Annotated in this window: 19 protein-coding genes and 1 pseudogene; 12 read left to right on the top strand and 8 right to left on the bottom strand. The window is 69.8% G+C overall.

Annotation, left to right across the window (positions count from 1 at the left end; translation table 11 throughout):
* Positions 1 to 200: 200 nt before the first annotated feature.
* Positions 201 to 422: a winged helix-turn-helix domain-containing protein gene (locus V1634_RS08745; protein ID WP_331207227.1), complete on the bottom strand. Its 222-nt coding sequence runs from the start codon at positions 420 to 422 to the stop codon at positions 201 to 203.
* 359 nt (positions 423 to 781) lie between these two features.
* On the opposite strand from V1634_RS08745, the gene V1634_RS08740 reads away from it, so the two are divergent.
* Positions 782 to 1120 (top strand): DivIVA domain-containing protein, encoded by a 339-nt coding sequence (locus V1634_RS08740; protein ID WP_331207226.1) that lies wholly within the window; start codon positions 782 to 784, stop codon positions 1118 to 1120.
* A 111-nt stretch (positions 1121 to 1231) separates the two neighbouring features.
* The gene (locus V1634_RS08735) at positions 1232 to 3343 is read left to right on the top strand and encodes a hypothetical protein (protein WP_331207225.1); all 2112 of its coding nucleotides are present in this window, start codon (positions 1232 to 1234) and stop codon (positions 3341 to 3343) included.
* Between the two features lie 49 nt (positions 3344 to 3392).
* Here V1634_RS08735 and V1634_RS08730 read toward each other — a convergent pair whose 3' ends face one another.
* Positions 3393 to 3800 carry a hypothetical protein gene (locus tag V1634_RS08730; protein WP_331207224.1) on the bottom strand — a complete coding sequence of 136 codons (408 nt, stop codon included), beginning with the start codon at positions 3798 to 3800 and terminating at the stop codon, positions 3393 to 3395.
* A gap of 49 nt (positions 3801 to 3849) precedes the next feature.
* Positions 3850 to 4473, bottom strand: coding sequence for a hypothetical protein (locus V1634_RS08725; RefSeq protein WP_331207223.1), 624 nt, complete (start codon positions 4471 to 4473; stop codon positions 3850 to 3852).
* A gap of 65 nt (positions 4474 to 4538) precedes the next feature.
* Here V1634_RS08725 and V1634_RS08720 point away from each other — a divergent pair, with 65 nt between their 5' ends.
* The 4 genes from V1634_RS08720 to V1634_RS08705 are packed head-to-tail and all read left to right on the top strand — an operon-like array spanning position 4539 to position 6499.
* Positions 4539 to 4892, top strand: coding sequence for a hypothetical protein (locus tag V1634_RS08720; protein WP_331207222.1), 354 nt, complete (start codon positions 4539 to 4541; stop codon positions 4890 to 4892).
* The gene (locus tag V1634_RS08715) at positions 4889 to 5548 is read left to right on the top strand and encodes a WXG100 family type VII secretion target (RefSeq protein WP_331207221.1); all 660 of its coding nucleotides are present in this window, start codon (positions 4889 to 4891) and stop codon (positions 5546 to 5548) included. Before V1634_RS08720 ends, V1634_RS08715 begins: the two co-directional genes overlap by 4 nt.
* A gap of 8 nt (positions 5549 to 5556) precedes the next feature.
* On the top strand, positions 5557 to 5940 hold the full coding sequence (locus V1634_RS08710) for a YbaB/EbfC family nucleoid-associated protein (RefSeq protein WP_331207220.1): 384 nt from the start codon (positions 5557 to 5559) through the stop codon (positions 5938 to 5940).
* Positions 5933 to 6499, top strand: coding sequence for a hypothetical protein (locus V1634_RS08705; protein ID WP_331207219.1), 567 nt, complete (start codon positions 5933 to 5935; stop codon positions 6497 to 6499). The genes V1634_RS08710 and V1634_RS08705 overlap by 8 nt, the downstream gene beginning before the upstream one ends.
* 21 nt (positions 6500 to 6520) lie before the next feature.
* Here the strand turns inward: V1634_RS08705 and V1634_RS08700 are convergent, their stop codons facing one another.
* Positions 6521 to 7915, bottom strand: coding sequence for a restriction system modified-DNA reader domain-containing protein (locus V1634_RS08700; RefSeq protein ID WP_331207218.1), 1395 nt, complete (start codon positions 7913 to 7915; stop codon positions 6521 to 6523).
* Between the two features lie 273 nt (positions 7916 to 8188).
* Here V1634_RS08700 and V1634_RS08695 point away from each other — a divergent pair, with 273 nt between their 5' ends.
* Together V1634_RS08695 and V1634_RS08690 are read left to right on the top strand one after the other, a co-directional pair.
* The gene (locus V1634_RS08695; RefSeq protein WP_331207217.1) at positions 8189 to 14650 is read left to right on the top strand and encodes a DEAD/DEAH box helicase; all 6462 of its coding nucleotides are present in this window, start codon (positions 8189 to 8191) and stop codon (positions 14648 to 14650) included.
* On the top strand, positions 14650 to 16923 hold the full coding sequence (locus V1634_RS08690) for a UvrD-helicase domain-containing protein (RefSeq protein WP_331207216.1): 2274 nt from the start codon (positions 14650 to 14652) through the stop codon (positions 16921 to 16923). Before V1634_RS08695 ends, V1634_RS08690 begins: the two co-directional genes overlap by 1 nt.
* Positions 16924 to 17027: 104 nt before the next feature.
* Here V1634_RS08690 and V1634_RS08685 read toward each other — a convergent pair whose 3' ends face one another.
* Positions 17028 to 20354 (bottom strand): endo-1,4-beta-xylanase, encoded by a 3327-nt coding sequence (locus V1634_RS08685; protein ID WP_331207215.1) that lies wholly within the window; start codon positions 20352 to 20354, stop codon positions 17028 to 17030.
* Between the two features lie 416 nt (positions 20355 to 20770).
* Between V1634_RS08685 and V1634_RS08680 the strand changes: the two genes are divergently transcribed.
* The gene (locus tag V1634_RS08680; protein ID WP_331207214.1) at positions 20771 to 21241 is read left to right on the top strand and encodes a hemerythrin domain-containing protein; all 471 of its coding nucleotides are present in this window, start codon (positions 20771 to 20773) and stop codon (positions 21239 to 21241) included.
* A gap of 31 nt (positions 21242 to 21272) precedes the next feature.
* Here the strand turns inward: V1634_RS08680 and V1634_RS08675 are convergent, their stop codons facing one another.
* On the bottom strand, positions 21273 to 21698 hold the full coding sequence (locus tag V1634_RS08675) for a hypothetical protein (RefSeq protein ID WP_331207213.1): 426 nt from the start codon (positions 21696 to 21698) through the stop codon (positions 21273 to 21275).
* A 103-nt stretch (positions 21699 to 21801) separates the two neighbouring features.
* On the opposite strand from V1634_RS08675, the gene V1634_RS08670 reads away from it, so the two are divergent.
* From V1634_RS08670 to gdhA, 3 genes and pseudogenes are all read left to right on the top strand, one after another.
* On the top strand, positions 21802 to 22035 hold the full coding sequence (locus V1634_RS08670; RefSeq protein ID WP_331207371.1) for a hypothetical protein: 234 nt from the start codon (positions 21802 to 21804) through the stop codon (positions 22033 to 22035).
* A pseudogene (locus V1634_RS08665) lies at positions 21972 to 22268 on the top strand (RidA family protein); the annotation flags it as partial. The gene V1634_RS08670 and the pseudogene V1634_RS08665, both read left to right, overlap by 64 nt.
* A gap of 361 nt (positions 22269 to 22629) precedes the next feature.
* Positions 22630 to 23976 (top strand): NADP-specific glutamate dehydrogenase, encoded by a 1347-nt coding sequence (gene gdhA / locus V1634_RS08660; protein ID WP_331207212.1) that lies wholly within the window; start codon positions 22630 to 22632, stop codon positions 23974 to 23976.
* Positions 23977 to 24023: 47 nt separating this feature from the next.
* Here gdhA and V1634_RS08655 read toward each other — a convergent pair whose 3' ends face one another.
* Together V1634_RS08655 and V1634_RS08650 are read right to left on the bottom strand one after the other, a co-directional pair.
* On the bottom strand, positions 24024 to 25049 hold the full coding sequence (locus V1634_RS08655; RefSeq protein ID WP_331207211.1) for a DMT family transporter: 1026 nt from the start codon (positions 25047 to 25049) through the stop codon (positions 24024 to 24026).
* Positions 25050 to 25059: 10 nt separating this feature from the next.
* Complete coding sequence (locus tag V1634_RS08650; protein ID WP_331207210.1) at positions 25060 to 25683, bottom strand: mycothiol-dependent nitroreductase Rv2466c family protein; 624 nt, start codon at positions 25681 to 25683, stop codon at positions 25060 to 25062.
* Positions 25684 to 25701: the final 18 nt, after the last annotated feature.

Raw genomic sequence — 25701 nt, 5'->3', positions numbered from 1 at the left:
CGGCAGCCATCCATTACTGCCAAAAAGTTCGAAAATGTCAAAGTCAGACTCCGGCGGGTGACTCAAGGTCAACTTAGGCCGCCTGCTTGCTGGGGGGCGCTGATCGCACTCTTTGCTCTACTGCTCGGCGAGCGAGCCAACCTCGACCAGGAAGCTGTCACTGGCCTCGTCGTCGGCTCGTCAAGAGATCGTGGCAATCCCTACTTCGGCTCGGTCACGAAGACGCCCTTGCCCTGGTGACCTTCCAGGAGCCCCTCCGCTTGCAGGATTAGCAAGGCTGAGCGGACGGGTTCGGCGGACACGTTGTAGATCGCGATCAGCTCGCGGAGCGACGGCAGCTTGTCGCCGGGCTTGTACTCGCCCGACGCGATCTTGTCGCGGATGTCCTGTGCGATGCGCTGGCGATCTGAGATACGGGGCATGGCAACTTCCTGGTAGGCCCCTGCATCTTCTCATGATCGCTAACGAAGCCTCAAGACTTCGCCTGCTTTGCATGCTTAGGTCTTGTCCTCACATGCTTTGCATTGTAAGTTGCCTCTGCGGGACGCCTGGCGACGGAAAGCCTGGTAGGCAACCGGCCCTCCGGTTGGGCATCCCTGCTGGCACGGCTAGCGATCTCTCCCTGCTGGCCGTGCCAGCCCTGAGTCACGCCCTGCTGCCGTACGTGTTGCCGCGCCTGCGGCGGTGGGGCGGGGTGGCCCCGGCCTGGGGTAGGGCAAGCCGAAGGTCAGGCCGGGGCCACCCGTCCACGTCCTGTTCTCCGAGAGGCTGGTGAGAGGTCATGCGTGCTCTGCTCCGTTGGTTGTTCCGGCGAGAGGGGAGGGAGGGGCTGTCGCTGCAGCGGCTCGGCTCGGCGTACCCGTACCCGTACCGGTCGGCGGCGTACCGGCCGTTGTTGCCGTCGCAGGTGCGGCTGCGCCGGTTCACCCCGGTCGGCTTCGGTCGGCGGGGAGTCGACCCGGACGAGGTGACCCAGTTTCTGGAGCAGGTCGCCGTCGACCTGGCCAGGGCGTACGCCGAATTGGCCGGTGTCCGGGAGCAGAACGCCCGGATCAAGGACGCGTTGCGGCGGTGGCAGTCCCGGCAGGTGTCGACGGCGCACGGGTTGGCGCGGCGCTGATGGCCGGGCCTCCGGTGGTGCAGTGCCGGTCGTGTGACGGCCTCTCCTTCACCCTCGACCCGTGCCGCTGCACCTACGGCGGCAACCGCCTCCTGATCGACGAAAGCATCAGTGACAGCGAGGCGGACCGGCGGGCGGCGGGGGGAGGCGTACCAGGACTGCCTGGAGTGCAAGGGGGTCGGCACGGTCGGCCGGTCCTGCCACGACTGCGGGCAGACCGGGCGGCGCCGCGCCCAACTCGTCCTCACGATGGCGAACCTGGACACCGGGGCGGTGGCGTCGGCGAACGTCGTACCCGGGGTGGTGGAACCGGCGCCGTGGCCCGGCGACGGCGGTGGAAGCTGGCATCTGCCGCTCGCCCCGCTGCTGCGCGACCTGGCCGCCGCCGTCGGTGTCGGCGCCGGCTCGTGGACGGATGTCCGCCAGCCCGGTGATCCGGACGGCCCGCTCGTCTTCCTGCCCCGCGCCTGGCGGCCGGAGCACTCGGCATCGGTCCGGGAGGTGCTGGAGGCCGAGGCCATCGCCGGGGAGAGCAACGACGCGTGGCGGCTCTACCTCGGCCGGTCAACGGTCGCACCGCCCCGGAACGCGCCGGCCGAGCTGGGCCGTCTCTGCCGGTTGGCCGATCTGCTCTGCGTCGACCTGGTGGTCGAGGCCCGCCGCCTGATCGCCACCGCCGGGCTGACCTGGGCGATCCGGTTCGAGGTGCCGGGTGGGCCGGTGCCGTCCGAGGCCCGGGGCTACGCCGACGACCTGACCACCTCGATCAGCACCACGACAATCCTCGACGCCTGCGACGGCCTGGAGGAGCGCGGCCTGACCGCCCCCGCCCACCACCTGACCATCGGGCAGCCACCACCCGACCCACCCACGATCGACCTGGACCAGCTCGAACGGCGGGTCCTCGCCGACTGTCTCGACCTTGCTGCCGGCAGCCCGACCGCCGGGGCGCAGGCGGTCTGGCGGGACGGCCGCTGGTGGCACACCAGCCTGCGTACCGCCGGGACCACGGAAACGCTCACCGAGTGGTCGACCGGGCAGATCTACAGCCGGCGTGCGACGAAGCTGCGCCGGGAATGGCAGCCGCCGGCACCGTCGTGGCAGGACTCGCCCATCCCGTACGTCGACTGCCCCGACTGCGACCCGCACAGTCGACTCCGGCGCTGCGACTGCCGACTCGGCACCGACCGGGCCGACTCCGAGTGCCCGAAGTGTGCCGGCTCCGGCCGCAGCCCGTCACTGCTGCGCTGCTACACCTGCCGGGGCACCCGTCGACTCCACTCCGAGGCGGCTATCACGATCACCGACCTCGCCGGCCGGGTCGTACACCTCAGTTGGCGCGGCGACGCGTCCGGCTGGCGTACCGGTGAATTCGCCTGGCAGGACGAGCCCGCCGGCCACCGCGCCGACCCTGCCGGATCCAGCGGCGGCGACGGCCGGGCCGGGCCGGCGGGGGAGGAGAGCTGGCGGACCGGCCGGCAGGTGCCGGCACCGCACGTGGCAACCCACCCCGGCGGCAAGCCGCTGCACCAGCTTCCCGACCACTTTCGGCTCGCCGGCTGGGCCGACCATTTCGGGGTACGCCCGGAGGACCTGGTCGAACTCGACGGCGCCGGCAGCCTCGACCACAGTCTCCGGGACGGCACCGTCACCCTGCACCGCCCCGACGCCGACCCGCTCACCGAATACCTGCGCTGGGCCGCCCGGGGCCGACCCGGCGGCCGGCTCTTCGTCCTCGCCCGCCGACCCGACGTGCCGCCCCTGGCCGACCTGGTCCGGCTCGTCCTCGGGCTGCGCCTGACGGTCACGATCACCCTCACCGACCACATCCGCAATGCCGGCGACCTCCGCCTCATCCAGGGCGAGAGCTGGGACGTCACCGTCAACGTCCCCGGCCGACTGCCGGCCCCGGCCAACCCGCCCACCCGGTCCACCCCGGAGGCCGCGACCGCGCACTGCCTCGAATATCTCGAACTCGCCATCGCCGGCAACGTCCCCGCCAACCCCGACCAGCCGATCCCGGTGCCACAGACCCCGACCCCGATCGCGGTCGACGACCCCGTACCCCTGCTGCGCCGGCTCGCCCGCCACCACCCCGGGCAACCCGTCGCCGTCCACTACGACGGCCCGACCTGCCAGGTGTGGCTCCGCGAGCACGACGACGTACGTCAGCTCGCCACCGCCCCGACCCTTCCCGCCGCCATCGGCGCCCTCGGCCTCTGACCGACCACCTACGTCGCGGTGGGGTGAAGGGCCGCCGTTATCCGCGAAGCTAGACGGGCGGCGGTGCCGGAGCCTGTAGTGCCTCGCGGGGCGGCCTGGGCGCCGCCTCGGTCTTGCCCGTGATGAAGAGCGCGGTGATGGGCACGGAGCCGACCAGCAGGATCACCATGCCCTGCACCGGTGCCTGCTGGTTGAGGAACTCCACGGCCACCCGGGCGATGAGGACGAGCGCGCCGAACCCCAACAGAACCCGGACGAGTCGCAACCACCAGTTCGCCCACTGCCGTCGTCGCGCGGACCGTTCCTGGCTGTGCCGATGATCCATGTCGCAGCGGACGAGTTCCATCAGGGCGTCCATCGCCTTTGCCGGATCAGGGTGCTGCTTGGAGATCCGTTCCCAGGCCTGTTCGGTCTGGAACCAGGACGCGCCGTCGGGCGCGCGCACCTGCTCTGTCACCCGGCCGGGTCCTTTCCGAGGCCATGGAGGGGAAGGCGCATCGATCGGGTCAGCGTGCCCGACGCTGTCGAGGTGGCGCTGTCTGGGCCGTGCAGGCCGGCGCATGGCGGTCGATCGAGGTGAGTGTCTCGCCAAGGAGCTGTCCCACCCGCTCGACGCTTTGACTCACGCGCTCCACGGACTGATCGCGCGTGATGTTTACCGGTGCAGGGCGCGGGAGTTGAAGGTCAAGTGCCCGCACGAGAAAGCCACACGCCCTGCTGACGAACTGTGTTACGGCCTTGAAGGCGCTGAGAAACAACAGAATGGGATATGTCAGCAGAATCAGGCCCGTGCCGAAGACCTGACTGGGGCGTGCCCGTTCCAGCCGTACGTCAATGGAGCCGCTGATCACCGGAAGCTGCAACTCGACCACTGTCGACCGTTCGGCGGACCGGGGGCGTTGATCGATTTGCGGGTGCTCGTCGGTGAAGTCGATATACCAGGACGGTAGTGCGGCGGTGATCGCCACATGCCTGCCCATCCGGTATTCCACGCTGCCTCCGATCGATTGGAGGCGCCAGAGTACCGCACGAAAATGATCCACTTCGACATCCGAGAAGTGTCCGATGTTCGCCATCTGTACGACCAGGCCCAGGTCAGACTCGCTGGCGGCAAGCCGGCTGAGGCGCATGGAAAGACTTGATCAATAGATTGACTGCTATCGTCGGGCGCGGGATAGCGGGGAGGAATCTGGCGATGGTGAACCCGGATGGATTCGGTACCGACACGGACGTCCTACGCAACTACGCGAACCATCTCGATCAGGTTGCGGATGATCTCAAGCCGTTACAGGAGAGGTTTGCCATCGGAGGTCCAGCGACGATCCCGATCGACGCGTTCAGTAGCCGTACCGGATGGCTTCATCTGATGGCCGAGGAGCTTCGCGCCTTCCGGGACGCCTACACGGACGCGCAGTCCGGGACGGAGTGGCGGTTGCGCCGGATCCGGGACGCCGTCAGCGAGGCCGGTCGCCTGCTCCGCGAGGCGGCTGACGAGTACGACCGCAGCGACCGGGGAGCTGCCGGCCGGACCGGGGCGGCTGGCCGATGACCCTGGCACTGCCGGAGGCGGCACACGTCCTCAGCGGGGTCGCCCGACTCGTCGGCGTCGACGATCCGATCCAGATGCTCAAGGAGTTCCAGCAGTTCGTCGACACGGACGAACTCCGACGCGCGGCCACCGAGGTCTGGGGCACCAGCCCCACCTCCTCGCCGACCTCAGCGGCGCTGGACGGCCACGCCGAGCGGCTGGTGGACGAGTTCCTGCGTACCGTCGAAGACCGTTGGCAGGGCACCGCCAGCGAGGCGTACGAGCGTTACCTCGGCGAGGTCAGGGCGGCGCTGCACCAGGAGGCCGACAGCATCCCGATCGTCGGCGGCGCCCTCGTGATGGTGGCGGACGGGATCGAACTCACCTGGCTGGAGATGGTCGGTGCGGTGCTGACGGCCGTCGGCCTCATCCTGAGCGTGGTGAGCCTGGTCGGAGCCGGCAACATCATCGTGTCGTTGCTCGGGCTGATCGGCGGGCTCGCGTCCGGAGTCATCACCTACCTGTCCATGGCGAGGCCGCGCGTCGAACTGCTGGCGAAGCACGAGAGCACGCTCGACGGCAAGGGCCGGCACTCCAACTCTCCCGTCGACGCGCTGCCCAGCATCGACGGTCGCGCATGGGGGTGGACCCCGAAGACCGCGGATCCCAACACCTAGGAGCAGTTGTGCGTGAGGACCTTGCCGCCCGACTCGACGAGATGGTGAGCAGCTTCGAGGCGACCCGGGCCCGCATTCTGGCGGCCGGCGATGCCGTTTCGCGGCTTCGGGTGACGCGACAGAGCGACGATCGGTTGGTCGAGGTCACCATCGGCCCCGATCGGGAGGTGGTCGACCTCCACATCGCCGACTCGGCCCTCCGCCGGGGCGACGGTCGGGCCATCGCCCAGACGGTCCTGTCGCTGATCGCCGAGGCACAGGCCGAGTTCAGCCGGACCGCCCAGGCGGAATACCAACGGATCACCGGTCTCAGCATCGACCCCGCTGCCCTGGACGGCCGGGACGGCCCGGCCGTGCTCAGCCGGCTCTCCCGCGAGTTGTTCGGTGGCTGACGACCGGGTCTTCCGGAGCGCGCCGAGCATCCCGGACGAAGGCCAGCCGTTCGCCCTGCGTCGCAGGGCGCTGGTGTGGGTGCTGGCACTGCAACCCGTCGTGTGGCTGGGCATCCTGTCGCCGCTCTGCATCCCGGCCGTCAGTCCGTCCGGGGTGCCGTGGACGCTGCTGGTGCTGGTACTGCCCTTCCTGATCGTGGTGCTCTTCGCCATCCTGCGCGTCATGTCCAAGGTGACCGGGATCTGGCTCGCCGCCGACCCCGGTGGGGTCTGGGTGCGGGCGCGGAGTCGTACCGGTACGGACGCCTTCGCGATCCGGGTGCCGTGGGACCACGTCGAGTCGATTTTCGCGATCCAGACCAGCCGCACGGGCATCTCCGGCGGACCCTGGACCCTGGTGGTCCGGGTGAAGGATCTGCCCGCCACGCTACGTCCACCCGACCAGCAGGGGGCTGACCGCGCGACGTTCACGGTGAGCACCTGGCTCTCGAACTACTCGGCGCGGGAAGCCATCGACGTGCTCGCCCGGCTCGCTGCTGGACGCGCCCCGGTCGGGTGAGCGCCCCAGAGACAGCGCTCGTCACTTGTTGAAGGTGCGGATCAGGTCCAGAAAGTGCCGGAGCTTGTGCACGTCGGCGGCCTTCACCGGGTCCGGGTTGAAGTGCATCACTCTGTTGCGAATCTGTCGAATCTCGTCGAGTCGCTTGACGAAGACGGTCCGGTCGAGAGGCCACCCGAGCGCCTGCCAGCACTCGGCGTTGCTTATGACGAGCTGGTACTGGCCCATGGTCATGTGGTCGAACCCTTTGAGGTTCTTCTTGCCCCCGCAGGCCTGCTGGGCCGCCTCCAGGTCAAAGGTGTTCTGGATCAGGCGACGAAGCTCCTGGTCGATCTCACCGATCAGCAGGAATGGCGTGGCGGTCTCGTCGTACTTGTGTACGACATCGGCTGCCGTGATGATCCCGGTAATCTCTCCGTCGAAGTCCCGGACGAAGACGAAATCCTCCCGCCACAGCACGTCTATCACGTCGAGCAGCCGGACGTCGTAGTCGAACACCTTTGCTGCGGTGATCATGCCGCTCAAGGTCGCGCCTGGGTCGGCGTGCTGGGCCTGGGCGATCGACTTCCAACTCACCGCACCGTGTAGTTCGTCGGGAGTGTTGAGAACGGCGAGCTGGGAGAAGTCGTTCAGTCGCATGATGGTGATGGCCTCCTGCAAGGAGGCCGAGGGTGATACGGAGACCAAGGGCTCGTCGTTGGAGAGCAGGTTGCCCAGGGTCAGACCGATGTCTGCCGACGCTTCGTCGGTCAACTCGGCTTGGAGCGTTCCGCCGTCGTCGCCGAGAAGGACGCCGCTGCGACTCGTGTCACCGGGAGCCGGCAGAGTCACAAGCGTGACGGTGCGGTCGAGATTGACCGCCCGGAAGTCCGGTGCGGTGGCAAGACCGTGATTGGCCAGGTCGGCGTCGATCTGCTGGCTGGTGTCGCGGTCCCGTTCCTCGAAGCCCCAGAGCCGGATGAGTTCTCGTACGGTCAGGCTCACCGGATCGCCCATCCCGGCCCGCCGGGAAGCCTCGTTCAGCATCTCGAACCGTCGGCGCGCACCCTCCCGATCGACCGGGCTCTCGGATTCGTCTGCCTCCGACGGATCGTCAGCCACGGATTGCAGCAGCCGTCGCCGTAGTTCGTGCAGGAACGGACCGTCCGTGTCGATGCGCCAGGCGTACCACCCGTGGACAGCCTTGGCGGAGTTGACCGCAGTGGCGGCCCCGGACGGGGTAGTGAATTCGCGGCCGTCGGAGAGCCTGATCCGTCCCCGGTTGGTGACGACGGCCTTGTGTAACAGGTCGGAGTGCGGAGGTCGGTAGGACAGGACCTGGTCCGGGTTCAGCATGCCGGCGTCGAGCAGGTCGGAGACCCGGACCCTGCGGCCGTTGATCAGCGGATGCCTACGGCGGGACGACTCGTCTGCCATTCCGGTGTGCTCCAGGGTGAGTCACGACAAAGCGGTTCACTGGCGGCACCGGCGCAAAAAGACCGCCGAGAGCGACCACATGCTAGCAGCGAGCGATGGTCGCCTCCAGGGGATCGGATGCCGGCTGGCGTTGCGCAGTCGAGTTCGGAACAAGCGGCGAAGGGTGGCGGCACCATTGGTGCGCAGAGATCGTCGTTCGGCCGTCCACGGTAGACACAATCACGACAGATCACGCTAGACATAGACGAGTAGCATGCCTGCGGTGAGTTGCTCATGAAGCCCACGATCGCCGCCGACACCCTTCGCAGGACGCTCACCCAGTACCTCACCACCACCTTCGGGTTGACCGACGAGCCCGTCCGGCGCGGGTTGGAGGCCTTCCTCACCCACCCGGATCAGGGCATCTTCCGGGGTCCGTACCTGAGGATCAGGACCCCGTTCCGCCCGGCGTCGGACGACTGGCGGGCCGCACTGGACTGGGCGCCAGCCGGGTTCACGCCCTATCTGCACCAGGCGAAGGCGTTCCGGCGACTGTCCACACTGGGCAAGGATGCGGAACCGACGCTGATCACCACCGGCACCGGCTCCGGCAAGACCGAGGCGTTCCTGATCCCACTGCTGGACCACTGCCGGCGGGCCAAACGGCAGCGCGGTCCGGGCGTCAAGGCGATCCTGCTGTACCCGATGAACGCGCTCGCCACCGACCAGACCAAGCGACTCAACGAGCTGCTCGTCGAGAATGCCGCACTGCACCAGGTCACCGCCGGTCTCTACATCGGCGACGTGGCCGCCGTCGAATACCCGAGGGTGCTCACCAAGCGGTCCGAGATGCGGCGTACCCCGCCGGACATCCTGATCACGAACTACAAGATGCTCGACCTGCTGCTGCAACGCGCCGACGACCTGCCGCTCTGGGAGGGCGCCCAGCCGGCGTACGTCGTACTGGACGAGTTTCATACCTACGACGGCGCCCAGGGCACCGACGTGGCGATCCTGCTGCGCCGGCTCGCCGCCGCGCTCGGCGTCTCCACCGGCGACCGGCCACTCGGACCGATCTGCCCGGTGGCCACCTCCGCGACCCTGGGCGAAGGCCGGGGCCGGGACGGCCGGACCGCGATCCGCGAGGTCGCCGAGCAGGTCTTCGGGGTGCCGTTCGAGCCGGACTCGCTGATCGGCGAGGACCGTTACGAGCCGGCCGAGTTCATCGCCGAACAGGACTTCAGCCTGCCGCTGCCCGACCCGGAGACCCTCGCCGCGCTCGACGGGCGCGACACCGAACGGCTTACCGACCAGGTCGCCGAGCTGGTCCTCGGCGAGGTGCCCGCCGACCCGGCCGGCCTCGGTGCACTGCTGCGCAAGCACCCGCTGACCAAGGCGGTACTCGACTCGCTCGGCCCCGATCCGCGCACCTTCGACGAGGTCATCGAGGTGCTGCCGCGGAAGAACGCGACGGGCTGGGGCAGCGCGATGAAGACCCGGCCCGAGGTCACCGCGCAGGCGATCGCCAGGTTCGTCGGCCTGCTGGCCCGCGCCGAGAATCCGGACGCGCCGGGCCGCCCGCTGCTCAACATCGAGACCCATCTGTGGGTACGCGCGGTCTCCCGCCTGCTGCGCGGCGTCGGCCCGGAAACCACCTTCGGCTGGTACGGCGAGCCGGAGCGCGACGCCGACCCGTTCGCCCCGGAGATCGACCAGGTGGTGGCGGACAGCCGGTACGAGCGGCTGCCCGCCGTCTACTGCCGGCACTGCGGGCGCTCCGGCTGGGCGGCGCTCTCCCCAGAGAAGGACCCGCAGGAGCTGGAGACCGATCCGGACAAGATCTACCGGGGCTCGGTCGGCCGGGACAAGCGCCGGATCCGGGCGTTCATCGCGGCCACCGCCGACGAGATCCAGCACCGCGACCGGGGTCTGCTGGTCCTGGAGTACGGCCGCCGGGTCCGCCCGTTCGACCCCGGCCGGGACCGGACCGGACAGCTCGGCGACGAGTCGACGGTCGTCCTCGGCGACCTGCTCGCACTCGACGCGGCCGAGAAGGACCGCTGCCCCTCCTGCGAACTCGACCACGGCATCCGCTACCTCGGTGCCGGCCTGGCCACCCTCGCCTCGGTGGCGATCACCCAACTCTTCACCGGCGGCGAACTGGCCGGCGCCGAACGGAAGACGCTGCTCTTCAACGACTCCGTCCAGGATGCCGCGCACCGCGCCGGTTTCGTCGCCAACCGCTCGTACGCGTTCTCGCTGCGCGCACTGCTGGCCCGCCAGCTCGAACCCAACAGGCCGGTCGGACTGGACGAACTGATCGTCGACATGATCGGTGCCGCCGTCGAGCCGGAGATCCTCTCCACCGTCGTCCCGCCCGACCTGCACGACCAGCCCGGCGTGGACAGCCTGCTGGCCGGGGACAACCTGCGGGACCGCAAGGCGTGGACGCTCGTCGGCGAACGGCTTGCCTTCGCCGCCATCCTGGAGACCGGGCTGCGGGCCCGGCAGGGTCGGACCCTGGAGCTGACCCGTACCGTCGCGGTCGAGGTCGGGCTCGACGAGCCGGCCGCGGCGGCGGCGCTGTGCCGGGACGTACACCTGACCGGACCCGGCGCCGACGGCGGCCCACTGCCCGACGACGCCCGCTACCTCGCCTTCCTGCGCGGCCTGTTGGAACGGCTGCGCACCCGGGGCGCGGTCTACCACGAGTGGCTGGTGCCCTACCTGCGGCGCGGCGGCGCCCGCTGGCAGATCTGGGGCGGCCGGCCGGAGGGGATGCCGGCCTTTCCGCGCGGGCTCTCCGGGCCGGCCTTCCTGCTCGCCAGCCCCAAATCGCGATCCGAATTCGACGCGGTCACCGCCAAGGGCAACTGGTACCAGGACTGGACCAGCCGGTGCCTCGGCCTCGACGCGTCCGGCGCCGCCAGGTATCTGGACCGGCTGATGCCGGCGCTGGCCGCCGCCGGAATCGTCGCGGCCGGGAACACCGAGGACGGCAACCGGGCATACGGGCTGCTGCCCGGCCACCTTCGGGTGACCCTGCTCGGCGACGCCGCCGCGATCGCGGCCGGGGTCGGCTGCGACACCTGCCACTGGCAGCAGACCGAACACCCGGACCGGGTCGCCGACTGGACCGGGCAGCCGTGCCGGCAGTACCGCTGCGGTGGGAGGCTGCGTCCCGTCCTGGACGACACCGCGCCGGACGACTACTACCGGCGGCTCTATCTGGAGAGCCCGGCGTTCCGGGTGGTCACCGGCGAACACACCGGCATGCTCACCCGGGCCCAGCGGGAAACCGTCGAGGAACGGTTCCGCACCGGCGACCGGTACACCGACCCGAACGTGCTCTCCTGCACCCCGACGCTGGAGATGGGCATCGACATCGGCGCCCTCTCCGCGGTGGTGCTGGCGTCGCTGCCAACCGGGCCGGCGAACTACGTCCAGCGGGCCGGTCGGGCCGGCCGGAAGAGCGGCAACGCCCTCGTACTCACCCTGGTCGGCCGCTCCGAACGGGACCGCTACTACCTCACCGAGCCGCGCGACATGATCGCCGGCCAGATCGTGCCGCCCGGCTGTTTCCTCTCCGCCGTCGAGATCCTCCGCCGGCAATATCTCGCGCACCTGATCGACCTCGCCGCCCGGGGCCGGCTGCCGGGCGTACTGCCGCTGCCCCGGCGCGCCCACCTGCTGTTCGGCACCACCGGCTGGCTCGGCACCCTTGCCGACGCCGGCCAACGGGACGGTGCCCGGCTGGTCGCGGGATTCCTCGGTCTCTTCGGCGACAAGGTCTCGGACGTCGCCGCCACACAGCTCCGACACTTCGCCGACGCCGGGCTGACCGACCGGGTGAAGCGGGCCGACGCGGCCTGGGAGGACCGCCGGGGCGACCTGCAACGGCGGCTGGCCGGCATCGACACCGTCGCCGGCACACTGGTGAAAAGCGATCCCGACCACGCCCGCGAGCTGAAGATGCTGAGGTCGGAGGCGCGGGAGGTGCGCAAGCTGCTCCACCGGATCGCCGGCGCCGCCGCGCACGGCACCCTGGTCGAGTTCGGCCTGCTGCCCAACTACGCCCTGATCGACAACCGCACGCTGCTGGACGCCACCCTCACCTGGGAGGAGAAGATGCCGGACGGCAGCCGGCGGTTCCACACCGAGCTGCGCGAGTACGACCGTCCGGCCCGGCAGGCCCTGGTCGAGATCGCGCCCGGCAACGCCTACTACGTACGCGGCTACAAGCACGAGATCTCCGGGCTGGACCTCGGCCCGGCGAGCCGGCCGGCGTACGAGCGGTGGCGGATCTGCGCCCGGTGCGGGTACGCCCGCACCCACCTGGCGCAGGAGGACACCAGTGGATGCCCGCGCTGCGGCGACGACGGGCTGGCCGACCAGAGCCGGGTCTTCAACGTGTTGCAACCGACCCGGGTACTCACCCGGGACCGGCGTGACGACGCCCGGATCCGCGACGACAGCGACGACCGGGAGCGCCGCTTCTACGTCACCCCGATCACCGTCGACGTCGACCCGGGCCGGATCGACTCCTCCTGGCGACACACCGGAGACACCTTCGGAGTCGACTACACCCGGCACGCCACCATCCGGCACTTCAACCTCGGCGCCCAGCGGTACGACCGGGCCAGCGAACTCTTCGCCGGCGACGAGGTGCGGATCAACCCGTTCCACACCTGCGACTCCTGTGGGGGTACGACGATCGACGGCCAGCCCACGGTGAGCCAGGAGGTTGCCGCGCACCTGGCCGGGTCGGCGGTGGCGAAGGAGGCCGAACACCACCGGCCCTGGTGCCCGCACCGCCGGTCGCCGGGCACCGCCAACCACATCCCGCTGATCCTCGCCCACGAACTGCGGACCGAGGCGCTGCGCATCCTGATCCCGGCGGTCACCGCGCTGGTGGAGGAGCGGGTCGTCTCGTTCGCCGCCGCCGTCCGGCTCGGCATCGCCGCCGAGTACGGCGGCGACCCGGCCCACCTGCGGGTGCTGTCGGCGACCATGCCGGACGCACAGAGCGGCGGCACCCGCAACTACGTGGTCGTCTACGACACCCAGCCGCAGGGCACCGGCTACCTGCACCGACTCGCCGATCCGGACCAGTTCCGGCAGATCCTTGCGCGGGCTCGTCAAATTATCGGCAGCTGTGTCTGCCAGCACGAGGGCCGAACGGCCTGCCACCGGTGCCTGCTGCGCTACGCCCGCAACAGCGAGTTCAACCTGATGAACCGGCGCGAGGCGCTGGGGATGCTGAGCCGGCTGCTCGACACCTGGGCGGTGCTGCCGGGCACCCGCACCAACGACATCTCGCTGATCCACCAGGTGGAGAGCGAGCTGGAGATGCGGTTCCTGAACAAGCTGCTGGCCTGGGCCGCCGAGCCCGGCTCCGGCGTACGCCTCGAAAGGCGTACCGACCACGACGGCGCCCGGGTGGCGGACCTGCGGTTCACCGCCCCGAACGGGGTCGACGTCACGCACTGGCAGATGAAACTGCAGAACACCATCCGAGGCACCCGACCGGACGTGCACTTCCGGAGGCTCGACGCGCCGGCCCCGGAGATCGCGGTCTACCTCGACGGGTTCAAGTACCACGCGTCGCCGGAGTACAACCGGCTCGCCGACGACGCCGAGAAGCGCAACCGGCTCCGAGCCCACGACTTCTATGTTTTCGCCATCACCTGGGACGACGTCGACGGCTGGCGCGACAACGCGGACGGCACGAGCGCGACCACCTGGGAACCGTACGGCGGACTGGCGAAGAAACGGGCCCGGGACCTCTACCGGCAGTCCGTACCCGACGCCGACCCCGCCGACCTGGAGCGGTACGTCTGGACGAACCCGGTCGACCTGCTCCTGCGGTTTCTGGCCGAGCCCGACCCGGACCGGTGGCGGCGTCGCGCCGAAGCGGCCCTGGCCGGCCTGCTCGTACAGGCCACCGAGAAGCCGAGCTCGGCCGACTCCAGCGGCATCGGCGAACGGATCCTCGCCGGTGTGCGTGGCGAGCCCCTGCCGCCGGCCAGGCCGGGCCGGATCACCCTGGTCCGGTCGGTGGATTCCGCCGACTGCCCGGTCACCGTCGTCGTCGACGGCCGGTCCGCCGACCGGGTCTGGTCGGCGTTGGCCGTCGTCGACGACCGGCCGGAGACCGTGAACGCCGGAAGCGACGAGCGGCGCGAGCGGCACCGTCGCCGCTGGGCCGGCTGGCTGGCCTGGGCGAACATCGTCCAGTTCCTCGCGGTCGGCGGCGGCGACGGTGCCCAGCTCGCCCGGACTGCCCTGGGCGACTTCGATCCGGCCTCGATGGCGGTCTCCGAAGGCACCGGCCTGCGGCTCACCCAGCGGCCGAAGCCAATCGACGCGGAGACGACCACCTGGCTCGGCCTCTCCCCGGAGGCGCCCTCGCCGGACGACGACGTCGCCGGCACCGATTCGCCCTGGGCGGAGGTGCTGCACTATCTGAACCGCGACGAGTCCGGCCTCGAATCGCTGGTGCAGTCGCTCATCCGGCGCGATCTGCCGGTGCCGGTCGTGGGCTATGAACTCGGGGAGCAGGGCTGGCAGGCCGAACTTGCCTGGCCGGACCAACGGGTCGCGGTGGTGCTCGTCGGCGCCGACGACGACCCCGAGGTCCACGACCGGGACGGTGCCTACGCCGATGCGGGCTGGCGTGCCCGGACCGCGCGGGAGTGGTCCGCGGACGAGTTGACCGATCAGCTTCGGACGAGGAGTGGGGGAGGACGTCAGTGATGGCCAAGGCCGCGACGTTGCGGATGCTGGACCGGGCCGACAAGGAGGTCATGAAGCTCTCCCGGGCGGAGATCGGGGCCGTCTACGAGTTCATGCACAAGTTCCGGCACAACCCGGGTAGTCCAGGGCTTCGGCTGAAGCAGCTCTCCGGCAGCTCCCGGCTCTTCTCGGCGCGGATCAACCAGGATCACCGCGCACTGCTGCTGCACATCGTCGACCAGGACTATCTGCTCGTCGCGGTCCGGCATCGTAAGGACGTCTACGAGAATTTGGACCGGTACTCGTACCGGATCAACCGGGTGACCGGCGGAATCGAGGTGATCGACCTCGAGCCGGTGGGGGACAGCATCGTCGGTCGGGTGGTGTCGCCCGACTCGTCGGTGGCGGTGCCGGAGGTCACCCCGGCCAGCGGCGACGAGCTGCCCACTCCCGCCCCCGGGGCGGCCGACCCGGTCGTGGAGCCGGACCCGTTGTTCAGGCGGTTCACCGACGCGCAACTCGTCGAACTGGGGGTCGCCGAACCGCTGCTGCCGCAGATTCGCGATCTGACGAGCGAGACCGGGCTGTTGGAGCTGGCCGAGCGGGCTCCCCAGCTCACCGCCGACGTGCTGCTGTCGCTGCACGACGGCAGGTCCTTCGAGCACGTGCTCACCCACATCACCGAGCCGGTACGGGCCGGCGAGGTGGTCGACCCGGACGACTACCGACGGGCGGTGGAACGACCGGCCACACAGGTCTCCTCCGACGACGAAGCGTTGCAGGCGATGCTCGCCGAGTCGTTCGACCGCTGGCAGATCTTCCTGCACCCCACCCAGCGCAAACTGGTCGAGAAGCAGTACAAGGGTCCCACCCGGGTGGGTGGCGGCCCGGGCACCGGCAAGACGATCGTGGCACTGCACCGGGTCGCCCACCTGGTCCGGAAGCTTCCGCCAGGGGCGGACAAGCCGGTCCTGCTCACCACCTTCAACCGGAATCTCGCGGCCGACCTACGAACGCGGCTGATCGCGCTCGGTGGGCAGGAACTGGTGTCCCGAGTGGACATCGTCAACATCGACCGACTGGCCAGCCGAGTCGTCGCCGAGGCGAAGGCCGGCGTGGGCAAGCGGATCGTCGATGACAACACCGTCCCCGAGCTCTGGCAGCAGTACCTGCTCGAAACCGGAGAATCCGTCTGGGACGCCGAGTTCCTGGCCGCCGAATGGACCCAGGTGATCCTCGGCCAGGTGCTCGGCTCCCGCACCGACTACTTCGCCGCGCGTCGCCCCGGTCGGGGCCGGTCGCTCACCCGGGCCGAACGCGACCAGATCTGGCAGCTCACCGAGCGGTTCACCAAGTGGCTGGACGACCAGGGCAGGTGGACCTGGCGTCAGGTGGCCGAACGGGCGGCCCGGCTTGAGATGGACCGGGCCGCGCGCAGTGCGGGCCTGCCGCCGGCGGATTCCGGCGGATTCCTGCGGCACCGCTACCGGCACATCGTGGTGGACGAGGCGCAGGACCTCAGTGCCGCGCACTGGAAGATGCTGCGCGCCATGGTCGCGTCCGGACCGGACGACCTGTTCCTGGCCGGCGACACCCATCAGCGCATCTACGACAACCATGTCACGCTGGGCAGCCTCGGTGTCAACATCCGTGGCCGGTCCGCCCGGCTGACCCTGAGTTACCGCACCACCCGGCAGATCCTCGCCGCGGCCCTGGAGATCATGAGCGGCGAGACCTACGACGATCTCGACGGCGGCACAGAGGATCTCGCCGGTTACCGGTCGCTGCTCCGGGGCGGGGCGCCAACATTCCGGGGCGCCGGATCGTGGCACCAGGAGCGCGAGCTGGTCGTCGGGCAGTTGGCGGCGTGGGGTAATCCGGCCGACGGCTCGGTGGCGATCGCCGTGCCCACCCGGGAGCTGGCCGGCGAGGTCGCCGCGCGGCTGGAGACCGACGGGATATCCGCGGTCGAGATCGGGCCCGACGGTCCGAAGCGACCCGATGGCGTGCACATCGGCACGATGCACCGGTTCAAGGGACTCGAGTATCAGCGGATCATCATCGCCGGAGTCAGCGACGGATTGGTTCCCAGGCAGATGATCAGCCGACACCAGAGCACTGATCCGAAGCGTTACCAGCGGGAGCGTCAACGCGATCGGTCACTGCTCTTCGTCGCCGCCACGCGGGCACGTGACGAGTTGGCCGTCTTCTGGCACGGTAGGCCGAGTCCGTTCCTTGCCAGCCGTCTGGTGCAGCCACCGACGGCCCGACCGCGCCAGGTCGGTGGCGGGTAGCAGGGGAAAGCAGTGGGAAGAGCAAGCCCCTCCTGCCGCGATGTGCGGAGGAGGGGCCCGCTTCCCACCGGCCGCCGCATCCGGCGGTCCGGTTCACGCCGGGATCACCGGTTGGCGCAGTAGCCCACGCTGAAGGTGCTGGCGCCCGGCTTCAGGGTCTTGTTCCAGGCTTCGCCGTGGATCCGGTAGCTGCCGTCACCCTGGATCTGCCGGGCGAAGTTCCAGGCCGTGTAGATCTGGCCGCCGAGCGCGACATAGCCGTACCAGTCGACGGGCTTGTCGGTCTTGTTCGTGGCGACGATGGTCGCGCAGTAGCCGCCGCCGTCGTCCGAGTTCCACTGGGTGAAGTTCTTGACCACGATGTCGACGTTGCCGTCGGCCGGGCCGACCAACCGACCCACTCCCCAGCGCGAGGTGGTCTGGTAACCGGTGCCCAACTGGTCGGCCCAGTTCCGGATCGCGGTACGGGTGCCGCCGGTGGCGTCGTTGACCTGGAAGTCCAGGCCGTGGAACGTGCCGAGGCCGCCGTACTCCAGGAGGCTGATCGCCGCCTCGACGGTGTACCCGGTGTCGGTGCGGACCGCCGCGCTGGTCAGCCGGCTTCGCTGGAACGCCTCGTCACCGGTGCCGAACGAGACGCCGTTCTCCGCGTTGATCCGGATCTGGGTGTCGTCGTAACGGTAGGGACCGTTCTTGAAGTTGCCCCCGTCGACGTAGATCTCCACGGAGTCCCGGGTCCAGGGGTCGGAGCCGGAGACGTCCACGACCGGGTCGGCGACCTCGGCGAGCACGTAGAGCGTCTGGTCCCGCCACAGGGTACGGACCGTGGCGATCGCGCCGTCCGCGCCCGAGACCGCCTTCGCGGTGGTGACCGCGCGGGCGTCGGCCCAGGCGGTGTCCACCGCGCCGTCGACCACCGGCGCCGTACGGGCCTGGGTGACCTCCAGGTACGACAGCTCCTCGACCAGGCCCAGGGTGCCCAGCGCGCCCGGGGCGTTCCAGGCGGCCGTGCGACCGTCGTTGCCGACCCGGACGTCCAGGGTGAGCGTGTCGCCCTCGACCACATCGGTCAGCGGCAGGTGGGCGACGACGTCGTAGCCACCGCTGCGCTCCTTCGCCACGGCGGGCACGTTGCCGCTGCCGTCCCGGGCCACCGTGTACGTCTGGTCACCCAGCACGAAGCTGACCTGGTCGCCGGCCGAGGCGGCGGCGTCGGAGACTGCGACGAAGGCCGTCAGATGGTCCGGAGCCCAGCGAAGCTGGAACTTTGCCAGGTCCTCCACCGGGTGCAGCGGAAGCTTGCTCCAGGTCAGGTCGGAGGTGGCGGTGCCGGAGAGGGCGACGTCGCCGGCGAAGACGTTCGCCGTGCGCAGCCGGGCCGGAAGCTCACCGTCCACCGCGCCGTAATACGCGGGCTTGGCCCGGAGGTTGTCGTCGAAGACGAGCGGGGCACCGTTGCCGACCCGCCAGGACCGGCCGTCGGTGAGACCCCAGACGGTGACCACGAACAGCTCGTCCGCGTACGCCCGGAAGATCCGGAATGCGTCCCGGAAGTAGTAACCCTGCTCGATCAGGTTCGCACTCGTCACCGGGGTACCGGTGGTGACGTCGAATTCGGTGACGGCCTGGATCACCGGCAGGTCCTCGAACGCGGCCAGCGCGGCCCCGAGGTTGGCGGTCGGGGTGGACAGGGACACGTGGAACTGGTGGCCCACCCCGTCGACCGGTACCCCACGCGAGATCAGCCGCTGCACCAGCGCCTTGTACCGCCCCTGCTTGCCGCTCTGCTCCGTGTTGTAGTCGTTGATGAACAGCGTGACCGGGTCGGCGTCGGCGACCGCGTGGACGTCGTTGAACGCCTCGTCCGCGTACCGGAACGCGAGGTCGATGTATTCCTCGCCCAGGATCCGGTACCACTCGCTGCGGCGCAGGCCGTCGCTGAACTCGCCGCTGTCGGCGACGACCTCGTTGACGACGTCGAAGGCCCGTAGTGGGTTGGTGGCGGAGCCGAACGGACCGTATCGGTCGCGCAGCGACTCGGCGACGGCGAAGACGTGCGTGCGCAGCCGGTCGCGGAGGACCTGCTGGTGGGCCGCTGACGTGCTGAGCGGGGCGCCGGCCTCGTCCTGGAAGAACCAGGCCGGAGTCTGGCTGTGCCAGACGAGTACGTGACCGTAGACGCCGAGGTTGTTGGCCCGGGCGAAGTCCATCAACGCGATCGCCTGGTCGTGCGGGCGGAAGTTGCGCTCCGCGTCGTACCACGCCTCCGGCTTCATGTGGTTCTCCGGCGTGATGTTGTTGAAGTGCCGGGTCAGCAGTTGGGCGGCGGCGCCCACCGTCTCGCGGCTGTCGATCGCGACGCCCATCGGGAAGTCGGTGGTCTCGTGGATCGGCGTGAGGTCCTCGATGACCGGCGGCTCCGGCACGCGTACCACGACGTCGTCGACGAGGAAGTCGCTGGTGTTTCCGGTCTCGCCGTCCTGCCACCGGGACTCGAAGTAGAGCAGTGCGCTGTCGGCCGCCGGCATCGTGAAGCTCGCGGTCACCTCGGTCCAGCCGGTGTTCGTGATCCCGTCGAACTGGGCGAGCGTGCTGAACGACTGGCTGCCGCCGCTCGTGCTGGCGAGGCTGAGCCAGATCTGGTCGGTCGGCTGTCCCTCGGCGAACCGCAGCCACGCGCGGAACTCGTAGGTCACGCCGGTCTCGAAGAGGGTGCTCACGTCGCGACCGATGCCGGCGCCCTGGTTCACCCGGTTGCTGACCAGGGCCGCGGCCTGGCCGCCGCGCGCGACGTCGGTCAGCCCGACCGTCGGGGCGCCCGGTCCGCTGTCCCGCGGCCCCCAACCGTCGAGCCCGTCCTCGAAGTCGGTGTCGATCACGACAGTGCCGGGTTCCGGCCCGCCCTCCGGGGTGGTGATGCTGATGTCGTCCAGGAGGTACGGAGTGGTGCCCTCGGCCTCGACGTAGAGAGTGGCCGCGGCCAGGCCCGTCGGCATGGTGTAGCTGCCGCCGATCCGTACCCAGGTCTCCGCGGTGGTGGGGACGTTGTCGCCGACCCAGGTGTAGGTGTTGTCACCCCCGCCGGCCGGGGAGGACTCCATGGTGAAGTGGACGCCCGCCGACCCGGTCGTACCGGCCGGAAGTTTCGCCCATGCGCTGATAACGTACGTCGCGCCGGGCTCGAATCTCGCGGCCGCGTCGATCGCCGTACCCTGCCAGTTCGCGGTACGGTCGGTGACCGAAAGGCTATTCGCGCTCTCGTGCCCCTCCGCCGCTATCCCGAGTGTGACGGCTCCGCGCGGCCCCCACGGAGCGTAGGAACCCGACTCGAAATCGTTGGCCAGGACGACCCGGTCCGCAGCCTGGGCGGGGGCGGCGAGCGCGACCGACCCGGCCATGCTGAGCAGTAATGATGTGACAAAAGCGGTCATTTTTCGAGATGGTTTTGCCGGTCTACGTCCGATGCGCATCAGGGGCTCCCTACCCGGGCGGGACGACGCGATGGCGATATCTTCGAATCGCTCTCGCGAATCCAGTCGCGCGAATGTTAGCCGCGTGACGCGGGCTAGTCGAGATGCCCTGTCCGACCGGGCACTGACTCTCCACCGGACGGTCAACGGGCCGAAAGTTTCGGTGATTCGGATGCCGATGTTTCGGAGCCAGGCCGTGGTCGACGGGTGACCCGTCCGGTCGCCGGACGGTGGCGTACCCGAACGGCGGCTCGGTCCGGGCAGGCTTCGTGGTAGTTTCGCTGCCAGCGTCGCGTGCCGGTGGCAGACCGTGTCAGGCATGGAGGCGCCGGACCGAAGGGAACACGACGTGTCAGTCGTCCCTTCGCCCTCCACCTGTGGGTGAGGGCGACAACACCAGGCTGGTGGCCTGGAGTCGAGAGCTACGCCGCGTCCATGGAAGGCTCCGCGAGGCGCTGCGCGTCACCCGGCAGGCCGTGGCCGACGGCGAACCGGCGGAGCCGGCGACCAGAGACCTGTTGCTGTTCTGCCACGGGTTCTGCACCGCGTTGACGGCGCACCACGAGGGCGAGGACCGGGACCTGTTCCCGGCGATCGCCGAGCAGCATCCCGAGTTGCGGGAGACGCTGCGCTATCTGCGGCAGGACCACTCGATGATCGGGTACCTGCTGACCGGCCTCCAGGCCGCCGTGGCTCGGGGCGCTTCGCCGTCGGAGCTGGAGCGCCATCTGGAGGGCGTGGCGGCGATCATGGAGTCCCATTTCCGGTACGAGGAACGCCAGCTTCTGGCGGTGCTGGAGACGCTGGCGCTGGACGCGGATCCCGATGCCGTGCTGGGACCGCTGTGACCGTACGCCAGCGTCGTCAGCGGTACAGCGGCTAGTCGTCGTCGACCTGGGTGAAGGTGACGGTGTCGGGGCGGTAGCCAGGGAAGCTGAGGGTGATGACGAGGACGTTGTCGACCGTGTCCGCGTCCTGCACGCTCCCCAGCCCGTATCCCTGCCAGTTGCTCCAGTTCGTCGGGGTGAACTGGAGCATCACCGGCTGGCTGATCCACCCGCCGCTGCCCCGCATCGTCATCTGGAGAAAGGCCGCCTCGGCCGGCCGGTGACTCAGGCGTACCCGGAACCCGGCGCCGGTGCCCTCCGGGACCAAGGTCGAGGCGGGCTCGGCGATCACCCGCGGAAAGTCGTCATCGAGGGTGATCGCGGCCTGCGCCGGTCCGGCGGGGGCGACCATCGCGACGGCGGCGAGCGCGAGCGCGCCGGCCGCACCGGACAGGCGGCGTACGGAGATGACGGGCATCGGAGACCTTTCTGGCAGGAGTGGACGTCACGGTGGCACCGCCGGAGCCAACGACGACGCTGATCTGCGTGCCTACCCCGCGCGAAGCCATTGAAATACTTACATGTTCTGCGCTTGGCGGGAACGTCGGCGGTTGCGCCTGCTGCTCGGTGGCGAGCCCGGCGGTACGCCGGTGCGGGACCTGATCGACCTGCCGGCCCAGTTGGCGACCCGGCACGACCACGCGGCGCTGATCGGGCCGACGGTGATCGGGCCGCTGGTGCTCTGGTCCCGGCTGCCGACGGGGCCACGGTGGGGGTGGGCGACTACGCCGCTCAGGTCGAACAGTGCTACCTGAACGTCGCCACCGCCCTGGCCGCGGTCGACGCTTCCTTCGACAACGTGGCAAAGCTGACCGTTTACGTCGTCGACTGGACTGCCGACAAGATGCCGCTGCTGGTGGAGGGGATCAACCGGGCAGCGGCGAAGCTGGGAACCGTCCCGGTCCCGCCGTTGACGGGATTGGGCGTCAGCGCGCTCGCCGGCCCCGATCTCCTGGTGGAAGTCGAGGCCATCGCGGTCGTCAACTGAACGCACGGTGATACGGCGGCCGGACCGACCTGGGCGGGCGGGCGCGACGACGCACGCCAGCCTACGACCGCCCCCACCCTCCCCGCCCCCACCGGCGCCCCCGCCAACCCGCCAACGCCGACGACGATGAGCAGCGGAAATCTCACACTTGACCATGCCGAGCGCGGTCAGGGGCAGCGGCGGTGAGAAGATCCCGTCCCTGCCGGCGGTTCCCACTCACAAGGTGGAATCAGCCGTACCCCGACATGTCGCTACCCACAGCGACATTATGAGTTTGACGTGGCCGCCGCGGTGTGGGCGATCCGAGGGTCGCCTAGGCGCCGCCGTGAACCGGCCACGGGTGCAACGCCGAGGAGCATACGTGTCGGTACAGGACAAGCTGGAGTCGATCTTCACGTCGGTGGTGCGGCGCAACCCTGGTGAGAGCGAGTTCCACCAGTCGGTGCGGGAGGTGCTCGACAGCGTCGTGCCGGCCCTGACCAGGCACCCCGAGTACGCCGAAGCGAAGATCATCGAGCGGATCTGCGAGCCGGAGCGGCAGATCATCTTCCGGGTGCCGTGGGAGGACGATCGCGGCGAGGTCCACATCAACCGTGGCTTCCGGGTGGAGTTCAACAGCGCGCTGGGCCCGTACAAGGGAGGTCTCCGCTTCCACCCGTCGGTCTATCTGGGGATCGTGAAGTTTCTCGGGTTCGAACAACTGTTCAAGAACGCGTTGACCGGGATGCCGATCGGCGGCGGCAAGGGCGGGTCGGACTTCGACCCCAAAGGCCGCTCCGATCGGGAGGTGATGCGGTTCTGTCAATCGTTCATGACCGAGCTGTACCGGCACATCGGCGAGTACACGGACGTACCGGCCGGCGACATCGGGGTCGGCGGCCGGGAGATCGGCTACCTGTTCGGGCAGTACAAGCGGATCACCAACCGGTACGAGTCCGGGGTGCTGACCGGCAAGGGCCTCAGTTACGGCGGTGCCCAGGTGCGCCGGGAGGCCACCGGCTACGGGGCGGTGTTCTTCGCCGAGGAGATGCTCCGGGTCGACGGCGGCGACAGCTTCGACGGAAAACGGGTGGTGGTCTCCGGCTCGGGCAACGTGGCGATCTACGCGATCGAGAAGGTGCACCAGCTCGGCGGCACCGTGGTGGCATGCTCGGACTCCTCCGGCTACATCCACGACGAAAAGGGCATCAACGTCGAGGTGCTCAAGCAGGTCAAGGAGGTCCGCCGGGCACGGATCGACGAGTACGTCGAGGCCCGGCCGCACGCCACCTTCGTCGCCGGTCGCCCGGTCTGGGAGGTGCCCTGCCAGGTGGCGATCCCCTCCGCGACGCAGAACGAACTCACCGCCGCCGACGCGCTCACCCTGATCGCGGGTGGCTGCACCATCGTGGTCGAGGGGGCCAACATGCCCACCACGCCGGAGGCGGTGCGAGCCTTCGCCAAGGCCGGGGTGCGGTTCGCGCCCGGTAAGGCGGCCAACGCCGGTGGAGTCGCGGCCAGCGCGCTGGAGATGCAGCAGAACGCCAGTCGCGACTCGTGGACCTTCGCCCACTCCGAGCAGCGACTGCGGGAGATCATGGGAACCATCCACGACCGCTGCTACACCACCGCCGAGGAGTACGGCATGCCGGGCAATTACGTCGCTGGAGCCAACATCGACGCCTTCCTGCTCGTCGCCGATGCGATGCTCGCCCACGGGCTCATCTGAGCCTCCGCGTCGTCGATTCAGCGGGGTACACCCGAGCACATCGAGCATCACCGGTCCGGCAGCGTGCTCCGGTCCGTCCTCGTAGCCGTAGCCGTAGCCGTCGTCGCGGCAGCCGGCCGGGGTGGCTCGGGCGCTGCCGCCGGCGTGGGCGGCGTGGGCGCTGCCGGCGTGGGCGTTGGGCGGGCAGCGTCCGGTGCGGCGTCCGGTGCACTGGTCGGTGCGGTGGCGTCGCGTCGGGTCGCCAGCACCGAGCCGCCGAGGATCAGCGTGAACGCGGCGACGACCGGGACGGTGAGCGGCTCGTCGAGCAGCAGTACTCCGGCGACGACCGCCACTGCCGGGTTCACGTACGTGAAGACCAGCGCCCGGCTGACGCCGACCTCGCGGATCAGCGCGGCGAAGATCACGAACGCCGCCGCCGTGCAGACCAAGGCCAACCCGGCTAGGGCAGCCAGCACCCGGCCGGTGGGCAACGTCGCCGGCCAGCTCAACACTGCCGGTGGGGCGTACACCAGTGCGGCTCCGCCGAGGCAGACGGCGGACAGCGGCAACACCGGTACGTCGGCCAGCCGCCGAGCCAGGATCAGTGGTGCGATCCCGTAGCAGAGGGCGGCGAGCAGCACCTCGACGATCGAGCGCACGTCTCCGCCGCGCAGGCCGGGCGCGGCCAGCACCGCCACCCCGGCGAGTCCGACCCCCAGACCCGCCCAGCGCCGCCCACCGAGCCGCTCGACGTCACCGGCCAGCCGCCCGGCCAGCACGGCGACGATCGGCGACGCGGCGATCAGCAGCCCGGTCATCGAGCTGCTGATCTGCCGTTCGGCGTCGGTGAGCAGCCACCACGGGACGATGATCTCCAGCGTCGCGAAGGCGGCCAGCGGGCGCCAGTGCCGGTGCAGTCCCCGGGCACCGCGCACGGCCAGCGGCAGCAGCACGGCGGCGCCCACGGCCGTCCGGACGAAGACCAGCACCGGCACCGGGATGCCGCCCTCCACGGCTACCTTGATCAACAGATACGGAATGCCCCAGATCACGCCCATCAGGGCGAAGAGCAGCCAACCCCGCCTGGTCACCGCACCCTCCTCAGTGGAATTCCGGATCCCGGGTGCGGGTCCGCTTCAGTTCGAAGAAGCCGTCGGTTCCGGCGACCAGCAGCACACCGTCCCAGAGTCGGCCGGCCGCCGCGCCGCGCGGGATCGGCGTCACCACCGGCCCGAAGAACGCGATCCGCCGGCCGTCGGGCCCGGGTACGTGGATCACCGGCGTACCGACCTCCTCCCCGACCGGCTCCATCCCAGCCAGGTGGCTACGCCGGAGTTCCTCGTCGTACTCCGTCGAGTCGGCGGCGTCGGCGAGGGCGAGCCCGAGGCCCAGCTCGGTGAGCGCGGCGACGTACAGGTCCCGGCCGATCGGCAGCCGGTCGTGGTGGTGCCGGGTGCCGAGGGAGGTGTAGAGCGGACCGAGCACCTCCGCTCCGTACTCCCGCTCGGCGGCGACGGCCACCCGGACCGGCCCCCAGCCGACCTCGAAGAGGTCCCGGTACCGCTGCGGCAGGTCCGTCCGGCCCTCGTTGAGGACCGACAGGCTCATCACGTGGAACCGCACCTCGATCTCCCGCACCTGCTGGACCTCCAGCAGCCAGCGGGAGGTGATCCAGGCCCACGGGCAGATCGGATCGAACCACATGTCGACGGAGGTCGGCGTCATCGAGATCCCTTCGGAGAG

Source organism: Plantactinospora veratri, from assembly GCF_036421995.1.
GTDB lineage: Bacteria > Actinomycetota > Actinomycetes > Mycobacteriales > Micromonosporaceae > Plantactinospora > Plantactinospora veratri.
Note: the sequence above shows the minus strand (reverse complement) of the source record. Positions and strands in the feature narration are given on the sequence as shown.

Bases quoted from the DNA above. Each gene is read 5' to 3' on its own strand.
- V1634_RS08720 (WP_331207222.1), top strand. From the start codon at position 4,539: ATGGTGAACCCGGATGGATTCGGTACCGACACGGACGTCCTACGCAAC.
- V1634_RS08675 (WP_331207213.1), bottom strand. From the start codon at position 21,698: ATGCCCGTCATCTCCGTACGCCGCCTGTCCGGTGCGGCCGGCGCGCTC.
- V1634_RS08725 (WP_331207223.1), bottom strand. From the start codon at position 4,473: ATGCGCCTCAGCCGGCTTGCCGCCAGCGAGTCTGACCTGGGCCTGGTC.
- V1634_RS08695 (WP_331207217.1), top strand. From the start codon at position 8,189: ATGAAGCCCACGATCGCCGCCGACACCCTTCGCAGGACGCTCACCCAG.
- V1634_RS08670 (WP_331207371.1), top strand. From the start codon at position 21,802: ATGTTCTGCGCTTGGCGGGAACGTCGGCGGTTGCGCCTGCTGCTCGGT.
- V1634_RS08700 (WP_331207218.1), bottom strand. From the start codon at position 7,915: ATGGCAGACGAGTCGTCCCGCCGTAGGCATCCGCTGATCAACGGCCGC.
- V1634_RS08745 (WP_331207227.1), bottom strand. From the start codon at position 422: ATGCCCCGTATCTCAGATCGCCAGCGCATCGCACAGGACATCCGCGAC.
- V1634_RS08650 (WP_331207210.1), bottom strand. From the start codon at position 25,683: ATGACGCCGACCTCCGTCGACATGTGGTTCGATCCGATCTGCCCGTGG.
- V1634_RS08715 (WP_331207221.1), top strand. From the start codon at position 4,889: ATGACCCTGGCACTGCCGGAGGCGGCACACGTCCTCAGCGGGGTCGCC.
- V1634_RS08690 (WP_331207216.1), top strand. From the start codon at position 14,650: ATGGCCAAGGCCGCGACGTTGCGGATGCTGGACCGGGCCGACAAGGAG.
- V1634_RS08685 (WP_331207215.1), bottom strand. From the start codon at position 20,354: ATGACCGCTTTTGTCACATCATTACTGCTCAGCATGGCCGGGTCGGTC.
- V1634_RS08740 (WP_331207226.1), top strand. From the start codon at position 782: ATGCGTGCTCTGCTCCGTTGGTTGTTCCGGCGAGAGGGGAGGGAGGGG.